Here is a 19,372-nt window from a genome sequence, read left to right as displayed (position 1 = left end):
CATACCGGCCAGCTTGGGCGGGCGGTACGCGGGGGACGGGGGCTGCCGTACGTGACCTCAGGCGCTCGCGAGCACCGGGCGCACCGGCGGCGGGCCCCGCCGTCCCACGGAGTGCACGGGGAAGCGCGTACGGGTCGCCGTGCCCGGGAGCACCGGCCGCGGCGCCCGCCGCGTCCGGTCCGGCGCGGGCGTCCGGGCGGCCTGGGCCAGCAGCAGCGGCCGGAAGGCACAGGCGGTCGCCGCGCGCAGCAGCTGGCCCAGGGCCCGCTCGCCGTACCGCAGCCAGGCGGCGGCCAGCAGCCCGACCGAGACGTGCGTGCCCAGCAGCAGCCAGGGCGTCCAGGGGCCGGGGGAGGCCAGCAGCGCGGCCGGGTCGGCGGCGGGTCCGGCCATCTCGGTCAGCGGGGCACCGACCGGGGCGCCCCCGCAGAGCCCGTCCAGGCCCAGCGCGCGCAGCGGGCCGGAGACCGGCCCGCCCGCCGGGCCGTAGCAGAAGTGCTGCCCGGCGGTGAGGACGGTGTCGGCGGCCAGCTCCAGCGGGACGAGCAGCCCGGCGATCGGGCCGAAGCCCCGCTCGCGGCCCGCCAGCGCGTAGGCGATCACGAAGACGGCGGCGAAGCCGCCCGCGACCAGGGCGGGCGGGAGCGGCGCCCGGGACAGGAGCACGTGCGAGCCGGCCGAGAGCAGCACGACGAGCGCGCTGAACAGCGCGGCCCGCAGCCCTCGGATTCCCGGCCCTGATATGTCCATCGCGGCGAGTCTCGCACGACTCCCTGTGGACGCGGCTGCCAGGTCCCGGACCGGGCCCGCGGGCAGGACCCCGGTCCGGCCCGCGGGGCGGCGTGCGGCTACGGGGTCAGCCGGCCGCCCCGGAACAGGTCCACGAAGATCTGGTGGTCGGCGCGGGCGCGGGCCCCGTACGCGTGGGCGAACTCCACCAGCAGCTCCGCGAAACCCTCCTCGTCGGCCGCGATGGCCGCGTCGATGGCGCGTTCGGTGGAGAAGGGCACCAGCGAGTGGCCGCTCCCGGCCTCGTCGGCCGCGCCGTGCATGGTCGCCGTCGCCCGGCCCAGGTCCGCGACGACGGCCGCGATCTCCTCCGGGTCGTCCAGGTCCGACCAGTCCAGGTCCACCGCGTACGGGGAGACCTCCGCCACCAGCTGCCCGGCCCCGTCCAGCTCGGTCCAGCCCAGCCACGGGTCCGCGTGCGCCTGCAGGGCCCGCTGGGAGATCACCGTACGGTGACCCTCGTGCTGGAAGTACTCCCGCACGGTCCGGTCGGTGACGTGCCGGGAGACCGCCGGGGTCTGGGCCTGCTTGAGATAGATCACGACGTCGTTCTCCAGGGCGTCGCTGTGCCCCTCCAGCAGGATGTTGTACGAGGGCAGGCCCGCCGAGCCTATGCCGACGCCCCGGCGGCCCACGACGTCCTTGACCCGGTAGGAGTCCGGCCGCACCAGGGACTCGTCGGGGAGGGTCTCCAGGTAGCCGTCGAAGGCGGCCAGCACCTTGTAGCGGGTGGCCGCGTCCAGCTCGACCGTGCCCGGCCCGGCCGTGAAGCGGCGCTCGAAGTCGCGGATCTCCGTCATCGACTCCAGCAGCGTGAAGCGGGTACGGGCGCGGGCCGCGCGCAGGGCCCCCAGCAGCGGGCCGTCCGCGGTGTCCAGGGTGAAGGCGGGCGGCTCCTCGTGCGGGGCCCCGGTGGCCAGGGCGCGGACGCGCTCCCGGTAGGCGCCCGCGTAGACCCGTACCAGCGCGGTGATCTGTTCGTCACTGAACGCCTTGGTGTAGCCGATCAGGGCGACGGAGGCGGCGAACCGCTTCAGGTCCCAGGTGAAGGGGCCGATGTACGCCTCGTCGAAGTCGTTGATGTTGAAGACCAGCCGGCCGTGCGAGTCCATGTAGGTGCCGAAGTTCTCGGCGTGCAGGTCGCCGTGCATCCAGACCCGGCCGGTCCGCTCGTCCAGGTACGGGCCGCCGTGCCGGCCGTGCTCCAGGTCGGCGTAGAAGAGGCAGGCCGTGCCCCGGTAGAAGGCGAAGGCCGAGGCGGCCATCTTGCGGAACTTGACCCGGAAGGCGGCGGGGTCCGCGGCCAGCAGCTCACCGAAAGCGGTGTCGAACACATCGAGTATCTGCTCGGCGCGCTGCTCGTCGGTCGTCTCGGGAACCGCCATGACGGATGCCTCCTGGTGGCACGGGGTGGATCGCGTTCTGGATCTTGTTTCGGGTCGTGCGGGCGTACCTCCGCCCGGCTGTGCAACGGACGACCGTACCCGTCGGTGCCCGGGGTGCGTCACTCGGCCGACGTAGACTTCGGGGCTGCCCCCCATCTCTCCCGGCCGGAGGACTCCCACCGTGACCAAGGCGCCGTTCACGCACCTGCACGTCCACACCCAGTACTCGCTGCTGGACGGTGCCGCGCGGCTGAAGGACATGTTCAACGCGTGCAATGAGATGGGCATGTCACACATTGCCATGTCCGACCACGGCAACCTGCACGGGGCGTACGACTTCTTCCACACCGCGCGGAAGGCCGGGATCACGCCGATCATCGGCATCGAGGCGTACGTGGCCCCCGAGTCCCGGCGCAACAAACGCCGCATCCAGTGGGGCCAGCCCCACCAGAAGCGCGACGACGTCTCCGGCTCCGGCGGCTACACCCACAAGACGATCTGGGCGGCCAACGCCACCGGCCTGCACAACCTCTTCCGGCTCTCCTCCGACGCGTACGCCGAGGGCTGGCTGACCAAGTGGCCGCGCATGGACAAGGAGACCATCGCCAAGTGGTCCGAGGGGCTCATCGCCTCCACCGGCTGCCCCTCCGGCGAACTCCAGACCCGGCTGCGCCTCGGCCAGTTCGACGAGGCCCTCAAGGCCGCCTCCGAGTACCAGGACATCTTCGGCAAGGGGCGCTACTTCCTGGAGCTGATGGACCACGGCATCGAGATCGAGCGCCGGGTCCGCGACGGGCTGCTGGAGATCGGCCGCAAGCTCGACATCCCGCCGCTGGTGACGAACGACTCGCACTACACCTACGCCAGCGAGGCCACCGCCCACGACGCCCTGCTCTGCATCCAGACCGGCAAGAACCTCTCCGACCCGGACCGCTTCCGCTTCGACGGCACCGGCTACTACCTGAAGTCCACGGAGGAGATGTACGCCATCGACTCCTCGGACGCCTGGCAGCAGGGCTGCGCCAACACCCGGCTGGTCGCCGACCAGATCGAGACCGAGGGCATGTTCCAGTTCCGGAACCTGATGCCGAAGTTCGACATCCCCGACGGCTACACCGAGGTCACCTGGTTCCGCGAGGAGACCCTGCGCGGCATGCACCGCCGCTACCCCGGGGGCATCCCGGACGACCGGATGAAGCAGGCCGAGTACGAGATGGACACGATCATCTCGATGGGCTTCCCCGGCTACTTCCTCGTGGTCGCCGACTTCATCATGTGGGCCAAGAACCAGGGCATCGCGGTCGGCCCCGGCCGCGGCTCCGCGGCCGGCTCGATCGTCGCGTACGCCATGGGCATCACCGACCTCGACCCGATCACCCACGGCCTGATCTTCGAGCGCTTCCTCAACCCCGAGCGCGTCTCCATGCCCGACGTCGACATCGACTTCGACGAGCGCAGGCGCGTCGAGGTGATCCGGTACGTGACCGAGAAGTACGGCGCCGACAAGGTCGCCATGATCGGCACCTACGGCACCATCAAGGCCAAGAACGCGATCAAGGACTCCGCGCGCGTCCTCGGTTATCCGTACGCCATGGGCGACCGCCTCACCAAGGCCATGCCCGCCGACGTCCTCGGCAAGGGCATCCCCCTCTCCGGCATCCTCGACCCGCAGCACCCGCGCTACGGCGAGGCCGGTGAGATCCGCGGGATGTACGAGAACGAGCCGGACGTCAAGAAGGTCATCGACACCGCCCGAGGCGTCGAGGGCCTGGTCCGCCAGATGGGCGTGCACGCGGCCGGCGTGATCATGTCCAGCGAGACGATCACCGACCACGTGCCCGTCTGGGTGCGGCACAGCGACGGCGTCACCATCACCCAGTGGGACTACCCGAGCTGCGAGTCGCTCGGCCTGCTGAAGATGGACTTCCTGGGCCTGCGCAACCTCACGATCATGGACGACGCCGTCAAGATGGTGAAGGCCAACAAGGGGATCGACATCGATCTCCTGGCCCTCCCGCTCGAAGACCCCAAGACCTTCGAACTGCTCGGCCGCGGTGACACCCTCGGCGTCTTCCAGTTCGACGGCGGCCCCATGCGCTCCCTGCTGCGCCTGATGAAGCCCGACAACTTCGAGGACATCTCCGCCGTCTCGGCCCTGTACCGGCCGGGCCCGATGGGCATGAACTCGCACACCAACTACGCCCTGCGCAAGAACAAGCAGCAGGAGATCACCCCGATCCACCCGGATCTGGAGAAGCCCCTCGAAGAGGTGCTCGCGGTCACCTACGGCCTGATCGTCTACCAGGAGCAGGTGCAGAAGGCCGCCCAGATCATCGCCGGGTACTCGCTCGGCGAGGCCGACATCCTGCGCCGCGTGATGGGCAAGAAGAAGCCCGAGGAACTGGCGAAGAACTTCACCATCTTCCAGGAGGGCGCCCGGAAGAACGGCTACAACGACAAGGCCATCCAGGCCCTGTGGGACGTCCTGGTCCCCTTCGCCGGCTACGCCTTCAACAAGGCCCACTCGGCCGCGTACGGCCTGGTCTCCTACTGGACCGCCTACCTCAAGGCGAACTTCCCCGCCGAGTACATGGCCGGTCTGCTCACCTCGGTCAAGGACGACAAGGACAAGTCCGCGATCTACCTGAACGAGTGCCGCCGGATGGGCATCAAGGTGCTCCCGCCGAACGTGAACGAGTCGGAGCCCAACTTCGCCGCCCAGGGCGACGACGTGATCCTCTTCGGCCTCACCGCCGTCCGCAACGTCGGCCACAACGTCGTGGAGTCGATCATCAGGACCAGGAAGGCCAAGGGGAAGTTCTCCGCCTTCCCCGACTTCCTGGACAAGGTCGAGGCCGTCGTCTGCAACAAGCGGACCGTCGAGTCACTGATCAAGGCCGGCGCCTTCGACGAGATGGGCCACACCCGCAAGGGCCTGGTCGCCCACCACGAACCGATGATCGACAACGTCGTGGCGGTCAAGCGCAAGGAGGCCGAGGGACAGTTCGACCTCTTCGGCGGGATGGGCGACGAGAGCGCGAGCGACGAACCGGGCTTCGGGCTCGACGTCGAGTTCTCGGACGTCGAGTGGGAGAAGTCCTACCTGCTCGCCCAGGAGCGCGAGATGCTCGGCCTCTACGTCTCCGACCACCCGCTCTTCGGCCTGGAGCACGTCCTCTCCGACAAGACCGACGCGGGCATCTCCCAGCTGACCGGCGGCGAGCACAACGACGGCGCCGTCGTCACCATCGGCGGCATCATCTCGGGCCTCCAGCGCAAGATGACCAAGCAGGGCAACGCCTGGGCCATCGCCACCGTCGAGGACCTGGCCGGCTCCATCGAGTGCATGTTCTTCCCCGCGACCTACCAGCTCGTCTCCACCCAGCTCGTCGAGGACACCGTGGTCTTCGTCAAGGGCCGCCTGGACAAGCGCGAGGACGTCCCCCGGCTGGTCGCCATGGAGATGATGGTCCCCGACCTCTCCTCGGCCGGCACCAACGCCCCCGTGGTCCTCACCATCCCCACCGTCAAGGTCACCCCCCCGATGGTGACCCGGCTGGGGGAGATCCTGCGCCACCACCGGGGCAACACCGAGGTGCGGATCAAGCTCCAGGGGCCCCGGACCACCACCGTGCTCCGCCTCGACAAGCACCGCGTCCAGCCCGACCCGGCGCTCTTCGGCGACCTCAAGGTTCTCCTCGGACCGGCCTGCCTGGCGGGCTGACCCCGCTTCCCCGACCACGCGAGGGCCCGTGCACCGCGAGGGCCCGTCACCGCGCGAGGGCCCGCCCGGCACCGCCGGGCGGGCCCTCGCGTCGTCCGCGCGCGGACGTCAGTTGTGGCCGAAGCGCTTCTCCCGGCCCTTGCGGGCCATGTCGCCAGGGGTCGCCTGGGTGATCCGCTGTTCGGTCTGATCCTGCGTGGACGAGCTCTTCGCCTGCTCCGAACCGCGCTCGGGGGCCGCGGTCTTCTGATGCTCGCGGCTCTGCTTCTTGTTCTTGGCCATGGGGGAACCTCCGTGAGGGTCTAGGGGCCAGGGCCGCTTTCACACTCACACAGCGCCATAAACCGCGCATTTTGGATCATTACGGCCCATGATCGGCGGCTTCCCCGTCCATGTCCGTGAGATCCGCCACGCCGAAGATCGAGTTCCGGCCGTCAACACCCGTGCCGTCGGGCAGACTCGGGGAACCCGCCGAGAAGTACACAGGACCCCCAGGAAGAGGGTGGAACGCGTGGACCGCTGCGTCGTCCTGGTGGACGCCGGCTATCTGCTGGGCGCCGCCGCGAGTCTTCTCGCAGGGGAGCCCTCCCGCTCCCGCATCACCGTCGACCACGCCGCCCTCATCCAGGGCCTGCGCGAACGGGCCGAGGCCGACACCGAACAGCCCCTGCTGCGCATCTACTGGTTCGACGGGGCCCCCGACCGGGTGCCCCAGCCCGAACACCGGCGGCTGCGCGTCATGCCCCGCGTCACCGTCCGCCTCGGCGCCCTGACCCGCAGCGACGGCCGCTGGGCGCAGAAGGGCGTGGACGCCGCCATGCACGCCGAGCTCACCGAGCTGGCCCGCAACCGCGCCTGCTCCGACGTCGTCCTCGTCACCGGCGACGGCGACCTGCTGCCCGGCCTGATGTCCGCCAAGGAACACGGGGTCGCCGTCCACCTCTGGGCCGTCCAGGCCGCCGACGGCGACTACAACCAGTCCGAGGACCTCGTCGCCGAGGCCGACGAGCGCCGCGTCCTGGACCGGGCCTGGATCACCCGGGCCGTCCGCGCCAAGGACCTCGCCGGGCTCTGCGCCCCGCCGCCCGCCCCGCGCCCCGACATCGCCGCGATCCTCTCCGCCCCGCTGCCCGAGGCCGCGCTCGCCGAGGCCGCCCGCAACGGCTCCGCCCCGGCCGGACCGGCCGCCGGGGACGGCGCCCCCGTCCCCGCGCCCGCCGCCGGGACGCCCCGGCCCGTACCCACCCCCAAGGACCTCGCCGGCTCCCTGCGGGCCCCCGGACTCCCCGCCCTCCCGCACACCGGCCACCACGGCGGACCGCCCCCGGCCGGCAGCGCCCTGCGCTGGTCCTCCGACAAGGGCTGGATCGACCGGCCCGGCTCCCTCGGCGAACCCGCCGAGACCGCCTCGCTGCCCACCCTCGCCCAGCTCACCAGCGCCGAGCAGCGCTGGGCGGACCGGGAGGAGGACATCACCACCGTCGGCGGCGACCCGTTCGAGGTGGGACAGGTGTTCGCCCGCCGGTGGCTGGAACGGCTCCCCGAGACCGTCCACCTCCAGAAGCTGGCCACGATGTACCCGCGCATCCCGCACCGCATCGACGGGGAGCTGCTCCGCTACGCCGCCCGGTTCGGGCTCCTCGCGCACAAGGACGACCAGATCGACGAACACGACCGGTACGCCATCCGGGCCGGTTTCTGGCGCGAGATCGACGTCCGGGCCGCCGCCGACCACGTCGCCGCCGTGCCGGCCCTGCCCGCCACCGACCACGTGGCCGCCGTCGCCGCGGCCCCGGTGACCCCGGCGGCCGAGTGAGGGCGGGAACACCGTAGGCTGCTCCCTCGTGAGCACGGGCACAGCACAGGCGAGGCCGCCGGGCAGTTCTGACGCGGCAGTGGCCGCACAGGCGCCCTCCGACGTGGTCTGCGCGGTGCGTGACCTGGTCAAGACCTATCCGGCGGTACGGGGCCGGCGCGGGGCTCCCGCGCTGCCCGAGACCCGCGCGACCGACGGCGTCTGCCTGGAGGTGCGGCGCGGCGAGATCTTCGGCCTGCTCGGCCCCAACGGCGCCGGCAAGTCCACCCTGGTCCGCCAGCTCACCGGGCTGATGCGCCCCGACTCCGGCACGGTCCACCTCCTCGGCCACGACCTCGTGCGCCACCCCGGACGGGCCTCCCGGCTCCTCGCCTACCTGGGACAGGAATCCACCGCCCTGGACGAGCTCACGGTGGCGCTGGCCGCCGAGACCACGGGACGGCTGCGCGGACTCGGCGCCCGCCAGGCGCGCACCGAACGCGACCACGTCCTGGAGGAACTCGGACTGACCGCGATCGCCGGGCGCCCCCTGAAGAAACTCTCCGGCGGACAGCGCCGCCTGGCCTGCTTCGCCACGGCCCTCGTGGGGGAGCGGCCGGTCCTGGTCCTCGACGAACCCACGACGGGCATGGACCCGGTGGCCCGGCGGGCGGTCTGGTCCGCCGTCGACCGGCGGCGCGCGCGCCACGGGGCGACGGTCCTGCTCGTCACCCACAACGTCATCGAGGCGGAAACGGTCCTGGACCGGGTCGCCGTCATCGACCAGGGCAAGGTCATCGCCTGCGACACCCCCTCCGGACTGAAGGCCAGGGTCTCCGACGAGGTCCGGCTGGAACTGGTGTGGCGCTCGGCCCCGCCCCTGGAAGTACCGGAGGTCGCGGCGCTGGCGCCGCGCGCCACCGAGTCCGGACGCCGGTGGGTACTGCGGCTCGCACCGGACGAGGCACGGGCCGCGGTGGCCGCGGTGACCGGAGGACCGGCCTTCGCCGCCCTCGACGACTTCACCCTGGCCACCCCGAGCCTGGAGGACGTGTACCTCGCGCTGGGCGGCAGGACGAACGGGCTGGTGAAACTGTGAGCGACCGCTCGACGGGCGCGGTCGCGCCGGTCACCGAACCCGCCGCCGAACCCACGGCCGAACCCGCCGTCGGGGCGGGGGCCGCCGCACCCCTCGCGCCGAAGGCCCGGTTCCTGCCCGCGCTGGCCGCCGTCTACCGGGCCCAGCTCTCCCGGGCCCGGGTGGCACGCATCCCCCTCCTCTTCGTGGCCACCTTCCAGTCCGTCGGCATCATGATCCTGATGCGCGGGGTGGTGGACGGCGGCTCGGAGGCACGGGCCGTCGTCGCCGGCTCCTCGGTCCTCGTCGTCGCCTTCGTCGCGCTCAACCTGCTCGCGCAGTACTTCGGCCAGCTACGGGCCGGCGGCGGGCTCGACCACTACGCCACCCTGCCGGTACCGCCCGCGTCGGTGGTCCTGGGCGCCGCCGCCGCGTACGCCTCCTTCACCCTGCCGGGGACGCTCGTCACCGCCGTCTTCGGGTGCGTCCTGTTCGGGCTGCCGATGGGCGGACTGTGGATCCTGGCCGCCGTGGTGCCGCTCGCCGGGGCCGCGCTGGCCGGCCTCGGGGCGGCGCTGGGACTGCTGGCGCCCCGCCAGGAACTGGCCACGCTCGCCGGCCAGCTCGGCATGTCGGCCGCACTGCTGCTGGGGGTGCTGCCGCCGGAACGGATGCCCGAGGTGATCGTGTGGGCACGGGACCTGCTGCCCTCGACCTACGGCGTGGAAGCCTTCGCACGGACCTTCGCCCCCGAACCCGACTGGGCGGCCGTCGCCCTCGACCTCGGGGTGTGCGCGCTGGTCGGGGTCCTCTCCCTGGCCGTGGCGACCTGGGCGTACCGGCGGGCAGCGGTCCGCTGACACCGGTACCGGGCCGTACCCCATCCCCAGGACCTGGCACGATGTGGGGGTGACCGAAGCCCTGACCCCGCCGTCCCCTTTCGACCCCCCGCCGCTGCCGCCCGGGAAGCCGGAGGACCCCGCGTCCCCCGTCACCGCGGAGGACGTCCGTGACGGGGCCGCCGTCACCCTGGCCGTCGGGGTCTGCGGGGTGCTCCTCGGGGTGCTGTGGGTCTGGCTGGCCCCCCGGGTCCAGTTCGTCTCCGACGGGAAGGCCGTCTTCCTGCGGGACACCGAGAACGAGGGCCGCATCGGCGCCGACGCCACCTTCTTCCTGCTGGCCGTGGGGCTGGGCGTGCTGAGCGCCCTCGCGACGTTCCTGTGGCGGCGCCGGGGCGGAGTGCCGCTGGTGATCGGGCTCGCGGCCGGCTCCTGCTTCGCCGCGCTGCTGGGATGGCGGCTCGGACTCTGGCTGGACCCCTCCGCGGACCTGCCCGCCGTCGCCCGGAAAGCGGGCGAGGGCGTCCCGTTCGACGCCCCACTGCAACTGCTGGCCCACGGCGTCCTGCTGGCCTGGCCGATGACGGCGGTCGCCGTCCACCTCGGCCTGACGGCTGCTTTTTCGAGGGCTCGGTTCACCTCCGGGGCGCTTGCAGCCTGACTCACAGGTCCGTACGTGCTCATACCGCTCGTTCCTCGCGGTCTTCCGCGCGCTCGGACCTGTTCCCCAGGCGCGCCCCTTCGGTTCACTCGCCCGAGGGCCGGGCGGGGGAACGGGTGGTACCCCTTACGGCTGTTGTCCCTCGGCTCGCTCACTGGGCCGGAGGCGGGACGGCCGGTCCCGTAGGCCGTGGCCTACGGCCCTACGGGCGGGCGATCGGGGCCAGGACGGCGGCGGTGAGGGCGGTCAGGACGGCCGGGGCGAGCTCGACCTCCAGGCCGCGGCGGCCCGCCGAGACGCAGACCGTCGGGTGGGCGGCGGCCGAGGCGTCCAGGACCGTCCGCAGCCGCTTGCGCTGGCCCAGCGGGGAGATCCCGCCGAGGACGTAGCCCGTCGTGCGTTCCGCGAGGGCCGGATCGGCCAGCGCCGCGCGCCTGCCGCCGACGGCCGAAGCCAGGGCCTTCAGGTCCAGCGAGCCCGAGACCGGGACCACCGCGACCGTGAGGACCCCGTCCACCTCCGCCACCAGCGTCTTGAAGACCCGCTCCGGCGCGACCCCCAGGGCCTGGGCCGCCTCCTGGCCGTACGAGGGGTGGGCCGGGTCGTGCGCGTACGCGTGCGTGGTGAACTCGGCGCCCGCCGCCGTCAGGGCCGCGACCGCCGGGGTTCCCGCCGTCTGCTGCTTCTTCTTCGCCATCGGTACGGGCCCGCCGTCAGTTCGGGCAGGTGGGGGCGCGGGTGAGTTCCACCGCCGGCAGGGACGGCAGGTGGCGGATCACCGCGGTCTCCGCCCGCAGCAGCTTCAGCTCCTCCGCCAGCCGGGTCGCCGTGTCCGGGGCTTGCAGCAGCCGCTGCTTCGCCGGGACGTCCAGCACCGCCGCGGCGGCCACCAGGTACGAGACCACCGACGGCTCGTCGGGGAGGTCGGTGCCGGTCAGCGACCGCTCACGGGCCCCGGCCAGCCGCTTCTGGTAGGCCCGGAAGGCCCGCAGGACCCCCTCGGCCAGGGCGCCCGCGCCCTCGCCCGCGTCCTCCGCGAGCTCCTCCAGCTCCGCCGTCAGGAAGGGGCCCGAGGCGTCGACCGAGACGATCCGGACCCGGGTGGTGCCCGTCGCCAGGACCTCGAAGGTGCCGTCCTGCCGCTCCCGGATCGTCGCCGCGTCCGCGACGCAGCCCACCCGGTGGAACGCCTGGACCGGGTCCGCGCCGAAGCCCGCGGCCGGGCCGGGCTCGGGCAGCCCCGACGGGCCCGGCAGGCCGGGCGCGGTCGGGGCGACCTCACGGCCGTCGCGGATCGCGACGACCGCGAAGCGGCGCGGCTCGTCCCCGTCCGTCTTCAGCAGTTCGCGCATCATGGCGCGATAGCGCTCCTCGAAGATGTTCAGCGGGAGGACGAGTCCCGGGAACAGCACCGAGTTCAGCGGGAACAGGGGCAGACGAACGGTGGTCACGCGCCACAGCGTAATCGCCGGGGGCCCGGCCCCGTCACCCCCGCCTCAGCAGGCGGGAGGCGCCCGCCGCCACCGTCGTGGCCAGAATCCACCCCAGGATGATCAGGGCGGCCTCCCCCCACTGGAGGCCGCCCGACACCTTCCAGTGGCCCTGCTGACCGAGATCGATCACCGGGAGCAGCAGGTCCAGGGCGTACAGGGTGGCGTTCCACTGCGGGTGCTCGCCCGGCTTGACCGGGGGCGGGTCGTGCCGGGAGAACAGGAGCGTGCCCGCCGCCCACAGGAGCGCCATCCACAGCGCCGCCCGGCCCGGCCGGTACCCGTAGACCACCGTCCAGTCCTGGAGGTACCCCCAGGCCCGCGCGGCGGGCGGCAGCGTGGCCCGGCGCCTGCGCTGCTTGGCCAGCAGCACCTCACGGGCGTCCGCGTCCTCCCCGCCGGCCCGCAGCACGGCGGCCAGCCGCTCGTAGGGCTCCGGCGAGTACTCGGGCGTGGCCGCCTCCACCCAGGCCAGCCGGCGCGCCGGCGGGAAGTGGCCCCGGGGCGCGAGGATCTCGTACGTGAACCCCTCCATGGCGAGCCTGCCGCGCTCCGGCCAGCTCGTGGACCGGTCGACCAGCCGGACCACCGTGGCACCGGAGACCACCACCCGGCCGTGCTCCGGACACTCCCCGACGAAACGCAGCTCGGGGGTCTGGACCCGGCGCAGCGAGATCTCCTGGTCCGGCTGGAGCCGGAAGCGGGCCCCGTGGAAGTCGATGCCGTCACCGAACCGGCCGTCGTCCAGGCGCAGGCCGCCGCTGCACCGGAAGGACTGGGAACGGCTGCCGTCCGTGGGGGTCCGCCCCCACTCGTACGGGGTGGCGCCGTCCCCGCTCCCGGGGCCGAGGGAGACGGAGGTCAGGTAGAGGGTCCGCTCCACGGTCAGGGTCGGGGCGTTCAGGGCGCGCCGCCCGTACGGGTTGCTCAGCCGGGCGCCGCGCAGGCTCATCGAGACGCCGACCTTCGCGCCGCGCAGACTGACCTCCCCGTACGTCTGCACCAGGTCGGCCTGGAAGTCCTGCGCGACGGACATGCCGTCGGCGGCGATGGCCCGCCCCCGGTTGTCCCGCTGGACGACGGCCTGGCTGATCAGCAGATCGGTGCCGATCTGGGCGTCGGTCAGCCGGATGCCGCGCGCCACCCGGCTGCGCGGCAGGTGCAGGTCGCCCGCGGTGTGCAGCCGGGCCGCCTCCAGCCGGGGTATCGCGCAGTTCACCAGCCGCAGCGTGCCGAACCGGGCCTCGGAGAGCTGGATCTCCCGGTCGAAGCGGCACGCCTGGAGCTCCACGTACGGGGCGACGGTGCCCCCGGCGAGGTCCAGGCGCCCGGTGATCCGTACGCCCCGCAGCTTCAGCGAGGAGACCAGCCCCGGCAGCGGCAGCGGCCCGTGGAGCAGCAGCAGCGCCACCACCTGGGCGCGGACGCTGCGCTCGGGGCCCCAGGCCCGCCCGGAGTGCGGGTCGTCGCGGTCGGCGGCGCGGGCGCTCAGATCGCAGACGGCGCCGGTGCGGAAGGCGCCCCACATGCGGCGCTCCGGCCCGGTCAGGTCCGCCGGTTCCCCGTCCGGCCCCTCCCCGGCGGCCCCGGCGGCCCCGCCCGCCGGTCCTCCGCCCGGCCGTTCCTCGTTCGCGCGTTCCTCGTCCGGATGTCCTGCGGTCATGACGGCCCCCTCCGCTGTCACCCGCGTGCGGCCGGATGTCACCCACGCGTGGTCGAACGCTAACGGGCGGCAGTGACAGCCGGGACGTGTATCAGTCAGTGATACAGGCGAACGGCGCTGTGAGCCGGTCTGAGAGAATTGGGGCGTGATCTCTCGTATCGACCTGCGCGGTGACACCCTCCCCGAGGGTGGCGCCCTGCGCGATCTGCTGCCCCGTGCCGAGTTCGACGTGGAAGCCGCCCTGGAGAAGGTGCGGCCCATCTGCGAGGACGTCCATCATCGTGGCACCGAGGCGCTGATCGAGTACGCGCGCAGGTTCGACGGGGTCGAACTCGACCGGGTCCGGGTGCCCGCGCGGGCCGTCGAGGCCGCGCTGGAGCAGCTCGACCCGGACGTCCGCGCCGCCCTGGAGGAGTCGATCCGGCGCGCCCGGATCGTCCACCGCGCCCAGCGCCGCACCGAGCACGTCACCCAGGTGGTCCCCGGCGGCACCGTGACCGAGAAGTGGGTCCCGGTGGAGCGCGTGGGGCTGTACGCCCCGGGCGGCCGTTCGGTCTACCCGTCCTCCGTCGTGATGAACGTGGTCCCGGCGCAGGAGGCCGGGGTCACCTCGATCGCGCTCGCCTCCCCGCCGCAGAAACCCGCTTTTGAAGGAGACCCGGCCGGCGGACTGCCGCACCCGACGATCCTCGCCGCGTGCGCGCTGCTCGGCGTGGACGAGGTGTACGCGGCCGGTGGCGCCCAGGCCGTCGCGATGTTCGCGTACGGCACCGACGAGTGCGCCCCCACGAACATGGTGACCGGACCGGGCAACATCTGGGTCGCCGCCGCCAAGCGCTACTTCACCGGGAAGATCGGCATCGACACCGAGGCCGGCCCGACCGAGATCGCGGTCCTCGCGGACTCCACGGCCGACCCGGTGCACGTGGCCGCCGACCTGATCAGCCAGGCCGAGCACGACCCGCTGGCCGCCGCCGTCCTCGTCACGGACTGCGCCGCCCTCGCGGACGCCGTCGAGAAGGAGCTGGAGCCGCAGGTCGCCGCCTCCAAGCACGTCGAGGACCGGATCAGGCCCGCGCTCGCGGGCCGGCAGTCCGCGATCGTGCTCGTCGACAGTCTGGAGGACGGCCTCGCGGTCGTCGACGCCTACGGCGCCGAGCACCTGGAGATCCAGACGGCCGACGCCGCCGCCTGGGCCGCCCGGGTCCGCAACGCCGGCGCGATCTTCGTCGGCCCCTGGTCGCCCGTCTCGCTCGGCGACTACTGCGCCGGCTCCAACCACGTCCTGCCCACCGGCGGCTGCGCCTGCCACTCCTCGGGCCTGTCCGTGCAGTCCTTCCTGCGCGGCATCCACATCGTCGACTACACGCGCGACGCCCTCGCCGAGGTCGCCCACCACGTGGTGACCCTGGCCGAGGCCGAGGACCTGCCCGCGCACGGGGCCGCCCTGAAGGCGCGGTTCGGCTGGAAGGTGCCCACCGTATGAGCGCCGACCCCGGTACCGACGGCCTCGGTATCGACGACCTCCCCATCCGGGACGAGCTGCGCGGCAAGACCCCGTACGGCGCCCCCCAGCTCGACGTGCCCGTCCAGCTGAACACCAACGAGAACCCGTACGAGCTGCCCGAGGAGCTCGTCCGGCGCATCGCCGAGCGGGTCGCCGACGCGGCCCGCACCCTCAACCGCTACCCCGACCGGGACGCCGTCGAGCTGCGGACCGAGCTGGCCGCCTACCTCACCCGTACGGGCAAGCACCCGGTCGCGCGGGAGAACGTCTGGGCCGCCAACGGCTCCAACGAGGTCATCCAGCAGCTCCTGCAGACCTTCGGCGGGCCCGGCCGCACCGCGATGGGCTTCGAGCCCTCCTACTCGATGCACGCGCTGATCGCGCGGGGCACCGGGACGGGCTGGCTCTCCGGGCCGCGCCGCGAGGACTTCACCATCGACGTCGAGGCCGCCGAACGGGCCGTCGCCGAGAACGCCCCCGACGTCGTCTTCATCACCTCCCCCAACAACCCCACGGGCACCGCCGTCGACGCGGAGACCGTCCTCGCCCTCTACGAGGCCGCGCAGGCGGCCCGGCCGTCCCTGGTCGTCGTGGACGAGGCGTACGTGGAGTTCAGCCACCGGGACTCGCTGCTGCCCCTCATCGAGGGCCGCCCCCACCTGGTGGTCTCCCGGACCATGTCCAAGGCGTTCGGCGCCGCCGGTCTGCGCCTGGGCTACCTCGCCGCGCACCCCGCCGTGGTCGACGCCGTCCAGCTGGTGCGGCTCCCGTACCACCTGTCGGCCGTCACCCAGGCGACCGCCCTGGCCGCCCTGGAGCACACCGACACCCTGCTCGGCTACGTCGAGCAGCTCAAGGCCGAACGGGACCGCCTCGTCGCCGAGGTCCGGGCCATCGGCTACGAGGTCACCGAGTCCGACGCGAACTTCCTCCAGTTCGGGCGGTTCGAGGACGCCCACGCCGCCTGGCGGAGCCTCCTCGACCAGGGTGTCCTGGTCCGGGACAACGGAGTACCGGGATGGCTGAGGGTCACCGCCGGCACCCCGGCCGAGAACGACGCGTTCCTGGAAGCGGTTCGCGCACTCAAGAAGGAGCACCACGCATGAGCCGCATCGGACGGGTCGAACGGACCACGAAGGAGACCTCGGTGGTGGTCGAGATAAACCTCGACGGCACCGGCAAGGTCGACGTCTCGACGGGCGTGGGCTTCTACGACCACATGCTCGACCAGCTCGGCCGCCACGGCCTCTTCGACCTCACGGTCAAGACCGACGGCGACCTGCACATCGACACCCACCACACCATCGAGGACACCGCCCTCGCCCTCGGCGCCGCCTTCCGGCAGGCCCTCGGCGACAAGGTGGGCATCTACCGCTTCGGCAACTGCACCGTCCCGCTGGACGAGTCCCTCGCCCAGGTCACCGTGGACCTCTCCGGCCGCCCGTACCTCGTGCACACCGAGCCCGAGAACATGGCGCCGATGATCGGCGCGTACGACACGACGATGACCCGGCACATCTTCGAGTCCTTCGTCGCGCAGGCGCAGATCGCCCTGCACGTCCACGTCCCGTACGGCCGCAACGCCCACCACATCGTGGAGTGCCAGTTCAAGGCGCTGGCCCGGGCCCTGCGCTACGCCGCCGAGCACGACCCGCGCGCCGCCGGCATCCTGCCCTCCACGAAGGGCGCGCTCTAACCGTGAACGGTCTCAACACCATCCTCATCGTCCTCGGCCTCTTCCTGGCCGGCGGCGTCTACTCCTTCCAGAAACAGCAGATGCCCAGGTCGGTCATCGTGCTGCTCCTCTTCGGCTCCGTGATGTGTCTGCTCGCCGGAGTCCTGCGCATCCAGGGGATCTGGGAATGAGCACTGCCAGCCCGACCAGGAAGGTCGTGGTCCTCGACTACGGCTTCGGCAACGTCCGCTCCGCCGAGCGGGCCCTCGCCCGCGTCGGCGCGGACGTGGAGATCACCCGCGACTACGACAGGGCGATGGAGGCCGACGGCCTCCTCGTCCCCGGTGTCGGCGCCTTCGCCGCCTGCATGCGCGGCCTCAAGGAGGCGCGCGGCGACTGGATCATCGGCCGCCGTCTCTCCGGGGGCCGCCCGGTCCTCGGCATCTGCGTCGGCATGCAGATCCTCTTCGAACGCGGAATCGAACACGGGGTCGAGACCGAGGGCCTCGACGAGTGGCCCGGCGCCGTCGAGCCGCTCACGGCCCCGGTCGTCCCGCACATGGGGTGGAACACCGTCGAGGCCCCGGCCGACAGCCAGGCGTTCGCCGGGCTCGACGCCGACGCGCGCTTCTACTTCGTCCACTCGTACGCCGTCCGGGAATGGGGCCTGGAGGTCACCAACCCGGCGATCCGCGCCCCCAAGGTCACCTGGGCCACCCACGGCGAGCCCTTCGTCGCGGCGGTGGAGAACGGGGCCCTGTGGGCCACCCAGTTCCACCCCGAGAAGTCCGGCGACGCCGGAGCCCAGCTCCTCACCAACTGGATCGAGACCCTGTGATGACCGCACCCGTCACTCCTCCGCTCGAACTGCTGCCCGCGGTCGACGTCCGCGACGGACAGGCCGTCCGCCTCGTGCACGGGGTCTCCGGCAGCGAGACCTCCTACGGCTCCCCGCTGGAGGCGGCCCTCGCCTGGCAGCGCGCCGGCGCCGGATGGCTCCACCTGGTCGACCTGGACGCCGCCTTCGGCACCGGCGACAACCGCGCCCTGGTCGCGGAGATCACCGCCGCCGTGGACATCGAGGTCGAGCTCTCCGGCGGCATCCGCGACGACGCCACGCTCGCCGCCGCCCTCGCCACCGGCTGCACCCGCGTCAACCTGGGCACCGCCGCCCTGGAGACCCCCGAGTGGACCGCGAAGGCCATCGCGGAGCACGGCGACAGGATCGCGGTCGGGCTCGACGTCCGCGGCACCACCCTCAAGGGCCGCGGCTGGACCAGCGAGGGCGGGGACCTGTACGAGACCCTCGCCCGCCTGGACTCCGAGGGCTGCGCCCGGTACGTCGTCACCGACATCGGCAAGGACGGCACGCTGACCGGCCCCAACCTGGAGCTGCTGAAGAACGTCTGCGCCGCCACCGACCGGCCCGTCGTCGCCTCCGGCGGCATCGCCGTCCTGGACGACCTGCGCGCCCTGTCCGAGCTGGTGCCGCTGGGCGTCGAGGGCGCCATCGTCGGCAAGGCCCTGTACGCCAAGGCGTTCACCCTGGAAGAGGCCCTGAAGGCGGTGTCCGCATGAGCGGCTCCCCGGACACCGGCACCGGCACGGGCATCGGCACCGGGGGAGCCGAGGGCGTGCGCCGCATCGCCTCCGGCGGCCCCTACGAGGACGTCATCGGCTACTCCCGCGCCGTCCGGCTCCCGGGCGGCCTCGTCCTGGTCTCCGGCTGCACCGCCATCGACGGCGAGGGCCCCTACGACCAGACGATCGCCGCCTTCGGCGTCGCCTTCGAGGCGCTCGCCCAGGCCGGGCTCGGCCCCGAGCACGTGGTCCGCACCCGGATGTACCTCACCCACGCCCGGGACGTGGACGAGGTGGGCCGCGCCCACAAGGAACTGTTCGACGCGGTCCGCCCCGCCGCATCCATGATCATCGTCTCCGGCTTCGTCGACCCCGCCATGGTCGTCGAGGTGGAGGTGGAAGCCTTCGGTCCCACAGGAGCGTCCGCATGACCCTCGCCGTACGGGTGATCCCCTGCCTGGACGTGGAAGGCGGCCGGGTCGTCAAGGGCGTCAACTTCCAGAACCTGCGCGACGCCGGCGACCCGGTGGAGATGGCCAAGCTCTACGACGCCGAGGGCGCCGACGAGCTGACCTTCCTCGACATCACCGCCTCCTCCGGGAACCGCGAGACCACCTACGACGTGGTGCGCCGCACCGCCGAACAGGTCTTCATCCCGCTGACCGTCGGCGGCGGCGTCCGCACCGCGGACGACGTCGACAAGCTGCTGCGGGCGGGCGCGGACAAGGTGGGCGTCAACACGGCCGCCATCGCCCGGCCCGAGCTGATCCAGGAGATCGCGGAGCGGTTCGGCCGGCAGGTCCTCGTCCTCTCCGTGGACGCGCGCCGCACGGCCTCGGGCTCCTTCGAGGTCACCACGCACGGCGGTCGCCGGGGCACCGGCATCGACGCCGTCGAGTGGGCCCACCGGGCGGCCGAGCTGGGCGCCGGGGAGATCCTGCTGAACTCGATGGACGCGGACGGCACCAAGGACGGCTACGACACCGAGATGATCGCGGCCGTGCGCCGGCACGTCACGGTCCCGGTGATCGCCTCGGGCGGCGCGGGCGCGCTCGCCCACTTCCCGCCCGCGATCGCGGCGGGCGCCGACGCGGTCCTGGCGGCCTCGGTGTTCCACTTCGGTGACCTGCGGATCTCCGAGGTCAAGTCCGCCCTCCGCGAGGCCGGCCACCCGGTCCGCTGACC

The 19,372-nt window shown here is 72.7% G+C and carries 19 protein-coding genes; 13 read left to right on the top strand and 6 right to left on the bottom strand.

Annotation, left to right across the window (positions count from 1 at the left end; genetic code table 11):
- Positions 1 to 57: 57 nt before the first annotated feature.
- The gene (locus tag ACIA5F_RS13540) at positions 58 to 750 is read right to left on the bottom strand and encodes a hypothetical protein (protein WP_399352252.1); all 693 of its coding nucleotides are present in this window, start codon (positions 748 to 750) and stop codon (positions 58 to 60) included.
- A 98-nt stretch (positions 751 to 848) separates the two neighbouring features.
- Positions 849 to 2,174, bottom strand: coding sequence for a DUF2252 domain-containing protein (locus ACIA5F_RS13535; protein WP_399352250.1), 1,326 nt, complete (start codon positions 2,172 to 2,174; stop codon positions 849 to 851).
- A gap of 181 nt (positions 2,175 to 2,355) precedes the next feature.
- Here ACIA5F_RS13535 and dnaE point away from each other — a divergent pair, with 181 nt between their 5' ends.
- Entirely contained in the window at positions 2,356 to 5,898 is a 3,543-nt protein-coding gene (dnaE, locus tag ACIA5F_RS13530) for a DNA polymerase III subunit alpha (protein WP_399352248.1), read from the top strand.
- 108 nt (positions 5,899 to 6,006) lie between these two features.
- Here dnaE and ACIA5F_RS13525 read toward each other — a convergent pair whose 3' ends face one another.
- A complete protein-coding gene (locus tag ACIA5F_RS13525; protein WP_399352245.1) occupies positions 6,007 to 6,180 on the bottom strand; it encodes a hypothetical protein in 174 nt (57 codons plus the stop codon).
- A gap of 220 nt (positions 6,181 to 6,400) precedes the next feature.
- Here ACIA5F_RS13525 and ACIA5F_RS13520 point away from each other — a divergent pair, with 220 nt between their 5' ends.
- From ACIA5F_RS13520 to ACIA5F_RS13505, 4 genes are all read left to right on the top strand, one after another.
- Complete coding sequence (locus ACIA5F_RS13520; protein WP_399352243.1) at positions 6,401 to 7,714, top strand: NYN domain-containing protein; 1,314 nt, start codon at positions 6,401 to 6,403, stop codon at positions 7,712 to 7,714.
- Positions 7,715 to 7,793: 79 nt separating this feature from the next.
- Positions 7,794 to 8,792: an ABC transporter ATP-binding protein gene (locus ACIA5F_RS13515; RefSeq protein WP_399352373.1), complete on the top strand. Its 999-nt coding sequence runs from the start codon at positions 7,794 to 7,796 to the stop codon at positions 8,790 to 8,792.
- Positions 8,789 to 9,631 carry an ABC transporter permease gene (locus ACIA5F_RS13510; RefSeq protein WP_399352241.1) on the top strand — a complete coding sequence of 281 codons (843 nt, stop codon included), beginning with the start codon at positions 8,789 to 8,791 and terminating at the stop codon, positions 9,629 to 9,631. Before ACIA5F_RS13515 ends, ACIA5F_RS13510 begins: the two co-directional genes overlap by 4 nt.
- 49 nt (positions 9,632 to 9,680) lie before the next feature.
- Entirely contained in the window at positions 9,681 to 10,271 is a 591-nt protein-coding gene (locus ACIA5F_RS13505; RefSeq protein ID WP_399352239.1) for a hypothetical protein, read from the top strand.
- A 202-nt stretch (positions 10,272 to 10,473) separates the two neighbouring features.
- Here ACIA5F_RS13505 and ybaK read toward each other — a convergent pair whose 3' ends face one another.
- The 3 genes from ybaK to ACIA5F_RS13490 are packed head-to-tail and all read right to left on the bottom strand — an operon-like array spanning position 10,474 to position 13,289.
- Positions 10,474 to 10,968: a Cys-tRNA(Pro) deacylase gene (gene ybaK / locus ACIA5F_RS13500; protein WP_399352237.1), complete on the bottom strand. Its 495-nt coding sequence runs from the start codon at positions 10,966 to 10,968 to the stop codon at positions 10,474 to 10,476.
- A 16-nt stretch (positions 10,969 to 10,984) separates the two neighbouring features.
- A complete protein-coding gene (locus tag ACIA5F_RS13495) occupies positions 10,985 to 11,722 on the bottom strand; it encodes an LON peptidase substrate-binding domain-containing protein (RefSeq protein ID WP_399352235.1) in 738 nt (245 codons plus the stop codon).
- Positions 11,723 to 11,756: 34 nt separating this feature from the next.
- The gene (locus tag ACIA5F_RS13490; RefSeq protein ID WP_399352371.1) at positions 11,757 to 13,289 is read right to left on the bottom strand and encodes an oxidoreductase; all 1,533 of its coding nucleotides are present in this window, start codon (positions 13,287 to 13,289) and stop codon (positions 11,757 to 11,759) included.
- Positions 13,290 to 13,569: 280 nt separating this feature from the next.
- Here ACIA5F_RS13490 and hisD point away from each other — a divergent pair, with 280 nt between their 5' ends.
- The 8 genes from hisD to hisF are packed head-to-tail and all read left to right on the top strand — an operon-like array spanning position 13,570 to position 19,370.
- Entirely contained in the window at positions 13,570 to 14,910 is a 1,341-nt protein-coding gene (gene hisD, locus ACIA5F_RS13485) for a histidinol dehydrogenase (protein ID WP_399352233.1), read from the top strand.
- Positions 14,907 to 16,037: a histidinol-phosphate transaminase gene (locus tag ACIA5F_RS13480; protein ID WP_399352231.1), complete on the top strand. Its 1,131-nt coding sequence runs from the start codon at positions 14,907 to 14,909 to the stop codon at positions 16,035 to 16,037. The genes hisD and ACIA5F_RS13480 overlap by 4 nt, the downstream gene beginning before the upstream one ends.
- Positions 16,034 to 16,627: an imidazoleglycerol-phosphate dehydratase HisB gene (hisB, locus tag ACIA5F_RS13475; RefSeq protein WP_399352229.1), complete on the top strand. Its 594-nt coding sequence runs from the start codon at positions 16,034 to 16,036 to the stop codon at positions 16,625 to 16,627. The genes ACIA5F_RS13480 and hisB overlap by 4 nt, the downstream gene beginning before the upstream one ends.
- A gap of 2 nt (positions 16,628 to 16,629) precedes the next feature.
- The gene (locus ACIA5F_RS13470) at positions 16,630 to 16,797 is read left to right on the top strand and encodes a hypothetical protein (protein WP_399352227.1); all 168 of its coding nucleotides are present in this window, start codon (positions 16,630 to 16,632) and stop codon (positions 16,795 to 16,797) included.
- The gene (gene hisH, locus ACIA5F_RS13465; RefSeq protein WP_399352225.1) at positions 16,794 to 17,444 is read left to right on the top strand and encodes an imidazole glycerol phosphate synthase subunit HisH; all 651 of its coding nucleotides are present in this window, start codon (positions 16,794 to 16,796) and stop codon (positions 17,442 to 17,444) included. Before ACIA5F_RS13470 ends, hisH begins: the two co-directional genes overlap by 4 nt.
- Complete coding sequence (gene priA, locus ACIA5F_RS13460; RefSeq protein ID WP_399352223.1) at positions 17,444 to 18,184, top strand: bifunctional 1-(5-phosphoribosyl)-5-((5-phosphoribosylamino)methylideneamino)imidazole-4-carboxamide isomerase/phosphoribosylanthranilate isomerase PriA; 741 nt, start codon at positions 17,444 to 17,446, stop codon at positions 18,182 to 18,184. The genes hisH and priA overlap by 1 nt, the downstream gene beginning before the upstream one ends.
- Positions 18,181 to 18,618, top strand: a complete 438-nt coding sequence (locus ACIA5F_RS13455) for a RidA family protein (RefSeq protein WP_399352221.1) — start codon at positions 18,181 to 18,183, stop codon at positions 18,616 to 18,618. The genes priA and ACIA5F_RS13455 overlap by 4 nt, the downstream gene beginning before the upstream one ends.
- Positions 18,615 to 19,370 (top strand): imidazole glycerol phosphate synthase subunit HisF, encoded by a 756-nt coding sequence (gene hisF / locus ACIA5F_RS13450; RefSeq protein WP_399352219.1) that lies wholly within the window; start codon positions 18,615 to 18,617, stop codon positions 19,368 to 19,370. The genes ACIA5F_RS13455 and hisF overlap by 4 nt, the downstream gene beginning before the upstream one ends.
- Positions 19,371 to 19,372: the final 2 nt, after the last annotated feature.

The organism is Streptomyces sp. NPDC051567, assembly GCF_044454165.1.
Taxonomy (GTDB): Bacteria; Actinomycetota; Actinomycetes; order Streptomycetales; family Streptomycetaceae; genus Streptomyces.
Note: the sequence above shows the minus strand (reverse complement) of the source record. Positions and strands in the feature narration are given on the sequence as shown.

Coding starts and splice junctions, on each gene's coding strand:
- ACIA5F_RS13540 (WP_399352252.1), bottom strand. CDS start 750: ATGGACATATCAGGGCCGGGAATCCGAGGGCTGCGGGCCGCGCTGTTC.
- ACIA5F_RS13535 (WP_399352250.1), bottom strand. CDS start 2,174: ATGGCGGTTCCCGAGACGACCGACGAGCAGCGCGCCGAGCAGATACTC.
- ACIA5F_RS13525 (WP_399352245.1), bottom strand. CDS start 6,180: ATGGCCAAGAACAAGAAGCAGAGCCGCGAGCATCAGAAGACCGCGGCC.
- ybaK (WP_399352237.1), bottom strand. CDS start 10,968: ATGGCGAAGAAGAAGCAGCAGACGGCGGGAACCCCGGCGGTCGCGGCC.
- ACIA5F_RS13490 (WP_399352371.1), bottom strand. CDS start 13,289: ATGTGGGGCGCCTTCCGCACCGGCGCCGTCTGCGATCTGAGCGCCCGC.
- ACIA5F_RS13480 (WP_399352231.1), top strand. CDS start 14,907: ATGAGCGCCGACCCCGGTACCGACGGCCTCGGTATCGACGACCTCCCC.
- hisB (WP_399352229.1), top strand. CDS start 16,034: ATGAGCCGCATCGGACGGGTCGAACGGACCACGAAGGAGACCTCGGTG.
- hisH (WP_399352225.1), top strand. CDS start 16,794: ATGAGCACTGCCAGCCCGACCAGGAAGGTCGTGGTCCTCGACTACGGC.
- priA (WP_399352223.1), top strand. CDS start 17,444: ATGACCGCACCCGTCACTCCTCCGCTCGAACTGCTGCCCGCGGTCGAC.
- ACIA5F_RS13455 (WP_399352221.1), top strand. CDS start 18,181: ATGAGCGGCTCCCCGGACACCGGCACCGGCACGGGCATCGGCACCGGG.
- hisF (WP_399352219.1), top strand. CDS start 18,615: ATGACCCTCGCCGTACGGGTGATCCCCTGCCTGGACGTGGAAGGCGGC.